The sequence below is a fragment of the Enterobacter sp. PGRG2 genome (assembly GCF_030291195.1).
In the GTDB taxonomy this organism is placed as follows: Bacteria; Pseudomonadota; Gammaproteobacteria; order Enterobacterales; family Enterobacteriaceae; genus Enterobacter_D.
Genome location: NZ_CP127837.1, coordinates 3,059,663 through 3,066,031 on the forward strand (window position 1 = coordinate 3,059,663; position 6,369 = coordinate 3,066,031).

The 6,369-nt window shown below is 56.7% G+C and carries 4 protein-coding genes and 1 other RNA gene; 3 read left to right on the plus strand and 2 right to left on the minus strand.

The window, feature by feature from the left end; genetic code table 11:
- Positions 1–7 precede the first annotated feature (7 nt).
- Both rprA and ydiK read right to left on the minus strand, forming a co-directional pair.
- Positions 8–115, minus strand: an RNA gene (rprA, locus tag QRD42_RS13610) — antisense sRNA RprA.
- A gap of 180 nt (positions 116–295) precedes the next feature.
- The gene (gene ydiK, locus QRD42_RS13615) at positions 296–1,399 is read right to left on the minus strand and encodes an AI-2E family transporter YdiK (RefSeq protein ID WP_321987369.1); all 1,104 of its coding nucleotides are present in this window, start codon (positions 1,397–1,399) and stop codon (positions 296–298) included.
- A 200-nt stretch (positions 1,400–1,599) separates the two neighbouring features.
- Here ydiK and QRD42_RS13620 point away from each other — a divergent pair, with 200 nt between their 5' ends.
- The 3 genes from QRD42_RS13620 to lpxP all read left to right on the plus strand — a co-directional run bounded on the left by QRD42_RS13620 (position 1,600) and on the right by lpxP (position 6,179).
- A complete protein-coding gene (locus QRD42_RS13620) occupies positions 1,600–4,656 on the plus strand; it encodes an FAD-binding and (Fe-S)-binding domain-containing protein (protein WP_321987370.1) in 3,057 nt (1,018 codons plus the stop codon).
- Positions 4,653–5,063, plus strand: coding sequence for a 1,4-dihydroxy-2-naphthoyl-CoA hydrolase (gene menI / locus QRD42_RS13625; protein ID WP_072568281.1), 411 nt, complete (start codon positions 4,653–4,655; stop codon positions 5,061–5,063). The genes QRD42_RS13620 and menI overlap by 4 nt, the downstream gene beginning before the upstream one ends.
- Positions 5,064–5,264: 201 nt before the next feature.
- A complete protein-coding gene (gene lpxP / locus QRD42_RS13630; RefSeq protein WP_072568282.1) occupies positions 5,265–6,179 on the plus strand; it encodes a kdo(2)-lipid IV(A) palmitoleoyltransferase in 915 nt (304 codons plus the stop codon).
- The last annotated feature ends 190 nt before the right edge of the window (positions 6,180–6,369 follow it).

Genomic DNA, 6,369 nt, shown 5'->3' on the forward strand with positions numbered 1-6,369 from the left:
TTTCAGGATAAAAAAAAGCCCATCGTGGGAGATGGGCAAAGACTACACACAGCAATTCGTTGTTTCACTCAGGGGATTTCCATGCTTATAAATCAATGCGTTGATTTATAACCGTGACCTAATAGTAGGCATGACGAATTTTTGCGTCGATCAGATTCGTCTCAATAGTTAAATAAGCGTAAAGAATTTGCGACAGAGAATCGGCATGGCGTGGGGAAAGTACCAGGAATATTCGCAGACGTAGTGGGAATTGATTAGCAGCACTTAATTATCGGCGGGTTTCCCCGCCGAATGATTATTTTTTATTCGCTTCTATTTCTTCGACAGGCTGCGCCGGAACGTCTACCGGTGCGGGCACTTCTTTTACCCAGGCATCAAACAGACGCCAGCTCACCGCCAGCAGCACCGGGCCGATAAACAGACCAATCATGCCAAAGGCGATAAGCCCGCCGATAACGCCGGATAAAATCAGGATCAGCGGCAGGTCTGCGCCCATACGGATCAGCACCGGACGAATCACGTTATCCAGCGTACCCACCACGCAGCTCCACACCAGCAGCACTGTGCCCCAGGTGGTGTCGCCGCTCCAGTAGAGCCAGATAATCGCCGGGATCAGCACCGGCAGCGGGCCAAGCTGGATAAGGCACGACAGGATCATCACCACGGTGAACAGCGTGGCATAAGGCACGCCCGCAACGGCAAGGCCGATGCCGCCGAGGATCGCTTGCACCAGCGCGGTGACCACCACCCCCAGCGCAACCGCACGGATCGCCTGTGCCGCCAGCAGCACCGCCGCGTCGCCACGGCTGGAGGCCAGCCGGGTGGCGAAATGACGGATACCGCGCGCCACCTGCTCGCCGCGCCAGTACAGCAGGGCGCTGAACAACAGCATCAGCACACAGTGCATCAGGAAGCGACCAATATGCGCCGCCTGGCCGACAAACCAGGTGGTGGTGGTGCCGATATAGGGGCGCACTTTCGCCATGATGGCGCTGCCGCCCATATCCAGCAGGTTATGCCAGCCGGTATAAAGCTTATCGCCCACCAGCGGAACACTGTTCAGCCAGGCCAGATCGGGTAAGGTCATATCGCCGGCGGTAATGGCGTGGATCACCGGGCCGCTGCCGTCCACCAGACTGTTCACCAGCAGCGCAATGGGGATCACAAAGACAAGGATCAGGAACAGCGTCATCACCAGCACCGCCAGCGAGCGGCGGCCCAGCAAACGCCGTTGCAGGCGTAAAAAAAGCGGCCAGGTGGCGATCACAATGGTGCCCGCCCAGGCGAAACCCAGTACAAACGGCCATACGATCCACAAACAGGCGATAATCATCAGCGCTAAAAACAGCACCGACAGCAAGATTTGCGGTACATCCCTGGCCTGTCGAAAATTAACCATATTTTTCTTCATCCTGTTGGTACGCCGGAAGCCGGCGCGAAAAATGTATTTCAGAATCTGCGAAATATCAGCGATTTCAGACAGCGAATTCTGCCTGTAATTCTGCCGCGCGTATAAGAAAAAAATGTGATACAACGATAAACGCGCAATGCAAACGATTAAATACTCACAACTCTAACAGTCAGGCAGGGTCAACAGTAATGATCCCACAGATTTCTCAGGCACCCGGCGTCGTTCAGCTGGTGCTGAATTTTTTACAGGCACTGGAGCAACAAGGTTTTACCGGAGACACCGCCACCAGTTATGCCGATCGGCTGACGATGGCGACCGATAACAGCATCTATCAACTCCTCCCTGATGCCGTGGTCTACCCCCGATCAACCGCCGACGTCACGCTGATTGCGCGTATTGCCGCCGAACCGCGTTTCGAATCGCTGATCTTTACCCCGCGCGGCGGCGGCACCGGCACAAACGGCCAGGCGCTGAACGCCGGTATTGTGGTCGATATGTCGCGCTATATGAACCGCATCCTGGAAATCAACCCCGAAGAGGGCTGGGTGCGCGTCGAAGCCGGGGTAATTAAGGATCAGCTTAACCAGTATCTGAAACCTTACGGCTATTTCTTTGCGCCGGAACTCTCCACCAGTAACCGCGCCACGCTGGGCGGAATGATCAACACCGATGCGTCCGGACAGGGATCGCTGGTGTACGGCAAAACCTCGGATCATACGCTGGGCGTGCGGGCGGTGCTGATGGGCGGCGATATTCTGGACACGCAGCCGGTATCGCTGGAACTGGCGGAAACCCTCGGCGAGGTGCAGACCGCCATTGGCCGCATCTATAAAGCCGTCTATGAAAGCTGCCGGGATAACCGCCAGTTGATCATCGATAAATTTCCCAAACTGAACCGCTTCCTGACCGGCTACGATTTGCGTCACGTCTTTAACGACGAGATGACCCGTTTTGATTTAACCCGCATCCTGACCGGCTCCGAAGGCACGCTGGCGTTTATTACCGAAGCGCGGCTGGATATTACGCCATTGCCGAAAGTGCGCCGCCTGGTAAACATCAAATACGACTCCTTCAACTCAGCGCTGCGCAATGCGCCTTTTATGGTGGAAGCGCGGGCGCTGTCGGTGGAAACCGTCGACTCAAAAGTGCTCAATCTGGCGCGGGAAGATATCGTCTGGCATTCGGTGCATGATTTGATCACCGATGTGCCGGATAAAGAGATGCTGGGCCTGAACATTGTTGAGTTCGCCGGTGACGACGAAGCCCTGATCGACGGCCAGGTCAGCGATCTCTGTCAGCGGCTGGACAGCCTGATCGCCACAGAGCAGGGCGGGGTGATTGGCTGGCAGGTGTGCGGCGATCTGGCAGGCATTGAGCGCATCTATGCCATGCGTAAAAAAGCCGTCGGCCTGCTCGGTAACGCAAAGGGCGCGGCCAAGCCGATCCCCTTTGCGGAAGATACCTGCGTGCCGCCGGAGCATCTGGCGGATTACATCGTCGAATTCCGCGCGCTGCTGGACAGCCACGGACTGAGCTACGGCATGTTCGGACATGTGGATGCCGGTGTACTGCACGTGCGTCCGGCGCTGGACATGTGCGATCCGCAGCAGGAGATGTTGATGAAGCAGATCTCCGACGAGGTCGTGGCGCTGACCGCGAAATACGGCGGCCTGCTGTGGGGCGAGCATGGCAAAGGCTTCCGCGCCGAATACAGCCCGGCGTTTTTTGGCGAACAGCTGTTCGGCGAACTGCGCAAAATCAAAGCGGCCTTTGATCCCCATAACCGCCTGAACCCGGGAAAAATCTGTCCGCCTGCGGGCGTTGACGCGCCCATGATGCAGGTGGACGCGGTAAAACGCGGCACTTTTGATCGCCAGATCCCCATTGCCGTACGTGCTTCCTGGCGCGGCGCGATGGAGTGTAACGGTAACGGCCTGTGCTTTAACTTTGATGTCAAAAGCCCGATGTGCCCGTCAATGAAGATCACCAGCAACCGTATTCATTCGCCGAAAGGCCGCGCCACCCTGGTGCGTGAATGGCTGCGTCTGCTGGCGGATCGCGGCGTCGATCCGCTGAAGCTGGAAAAAGAGCTGGCGGAAAGTCGCGTCAGCCTGCGGGGACTTATCGAACGAACGCGCAATAGCTGGCATGCGCGCAAGGGCGAATATGACTTTTCTCATGAAGTGAAAGAGGCGATGTCCGGCTGTCTGGCCTGTAAAGCCTGCTCGACTCAGTGTCCGATTAAAATCGATGTGCCGGAGTTCCGCTCCCGCTTCCTGCAACTTTATCACACCCGCTATCTCCGCCCGCTGCGCGATCACCTGGTCGCCTCGGTGGAAAGCTATGCGCCGCTGATGGCCCGCGCGCCTAAGACCTTCAACTTCTTCCTGCGCCAGCCCTGGCTGCGCACGCTGTCGGAAAAACGCATCGGCATGGTGGATTTGCCGCTCCTGTCGGTGCCGTCGCTGCAACAGCAGCTGGTGGGGCACCGCACCGCCAATATGACGCTGGAAAATCTGGAACAGTTAAGCGACGAACAAAAAGCCCGCACGGTGCTGGTGGTGCAGGATCCCTTTACCAGCTATTACGATGCGCAGGTGGTGAGCGATTTTGTGCGGCTGGCAGAAAAACTGGGCTACCAGCCGGTGATCCTGCCATTCTCGCCAAACGGCAAAGCACAGCATATCAAGGGCTTCCTGACGCGCTTTGCGAAAACAGCGCAGAAAACCTCAGACTTCCTGACGCGCATTGCGCAACTGGGGATGCCGATGGTGGGGGTCGATCCGGCGCTGGTGCTCTGCTATCGCGATGAATATAAACAAACGCTGGGCGACAAACGCGGCGAGTTTAACGTGCAGCTGGTGCATGAGTGGCTGCCGGCGGTGCTGGAAAACGTCGAGCCGCGCGTGGTCAGCGGCGAGGCCTGGTATCTGTTCGGCCACTGCACCGAAGTCACCGCGCTGCCGGGGACGCCGGGGCAGTGGGCATCTATCTTTGCCCGTTTCGGCGCGAAACTGGAAAACATCAGCGTCGGTTGCTGCGGCATGGCGGGCACCTACGGCCATGAAGTTAAAAATCACGCCAGCTCGCTGGGGATTTATGAGCTGTCGTGGCATCAGGCGATGCAACGTCTGCCGCGTAATCGCTGTCTGGCGACCGGCTATTCCTGCCGGAGTCAGGTTAAGCGTATTGAGGGCAGCGGGGTACGCCATCCGTTACAGGCTTTACTGGAGATAATTGGATGATCTGGAAACGTGAAGCGACGCTGGAGGCGTTAAACGCCATGAGCGAAGGGAATATGGTCGGGCTGCTGGATATACGATTTGAGCGTATCACTGCTGACAGTCTCGAGGCGACGATGCCGGTGGACAGCCGCACGCATCAGCCATTTGGCCTGCTGCACGGCGGCGCCTCTGTGGTGCTGGCGGAAACGCTTGGCTCGGTGGCGGGCTATCTGTGCAGCGAGGGCGAACAAAATGTGGTGGGGCTGGAAGTGAATGCCAACCATATCCGCGCGGTGCGCAGCGGCCGTGTGCGCGGCGTCTGCACCGCTCTGCATACGGGGGGACGTCATCAGGTCTGGCAGATCCACATTTACGATGAACAGAACCGCCTGTGCTGCGCCTCCCGCCTCACCACCGCCATTATCTAATCCTCTGGGCGGTTGTAGACGCAGCCGCCCACTCCAATCTATCCATCGCGTGATAATTTCGTAGTGTGATATAGTGCGCAATATTGAATCTCTGAGTGGCAGTGTTGTCTAACCCAGAGACGGTAACGCATATAAGCCTGGAAATAAGAATCGTGGTTTCCTTGCGCGCTACTTAATGTGTGTTTTTCAGGTAATCTTGTAATGCGTACTTCCTTAAAGCTCTCTTTTCTTCACCCACGCCACTGGTTTACATGGTTTGGTCTTGGCGTTCTCTGGCTGCTGGTGCAGTTACCCTATCCACTGATCGCTCGTCTCGGCACCTCGCTCGGTACGCTGGCGCGTCCCTTTCTGAAACGCCGTGAAAGCATCGCCCGCCGCAATCTGGAACTCTGTTTTCCGGAGATGGATCCGCTGGTGCGCGAAGTCTTAATCGAAAATAATTTCCGCTCGCTGGGCATGGGGCTGCTGGAAACCGGCATGGCCTGGTTCTGGCCGGACGAGCGCGTGCGTCGCTGGTTTGATGTTGAGGGTTATCAGCATCTGCAGGATGCGCAGGCAAAACAGAAAGGCGTGATGGTTATCGGCGTGCATTTTATGTCGCTGGAGTTGGGCGGTCGGGTGATGGGTCTGTGCCAGCCAATGATGGCGACCTATCGTCCGCATAACAATCCGCTGATGGAGTGGGTGCAGACCCGGGGCCGGATGCGTTCCAATAAATCGATGATCGACCGCCGTAACCTGAAAGGGCTGGTCAACGCGCTGAAAAAGGGTGAAGCCGTATGGTTTGCCCCGGACCAGGATTATGGTCGCAAGGGCAGCACCTTCGCGCCGTTCTTTGACGTTAACGCCGCCACCACCAACGGTACCTATGTGCTGTCGCGTCTGTCCGGCTCTGTGATGTTGACGGTGACGATGGTGCGCAAGCCTGACCGTTCAGGATATTCATTATTTATCGGCCCCGAGCTGACCGATTATCCAAAAGAAAATGAATTCGAAGCCGCCAGCTACATGAACAGGGTTGTCGAGCGTGAGATTTTACGCGCCCCCGACCAGTACCTGTGGGTGCACCGCCGCTTCAAAACCCGCCCGATGGGCGAGTCTTCACTGTATCGTTAAGCTTCGCTGTACGCCTGCCTTCCCCGGCAGGCGCTGACCCCTTTATTTTACCGTTACGATAACTTATTGATTTTTCGATGAGTGATTGGCTACGTGTAAAAAAAGGTATTTTATGAGAAAGGAGTGCTTTAACTCAAAAATACAATGGGTTGGCGTGATAATATTGCTGTTCACTGCCGTACAGGCAGCT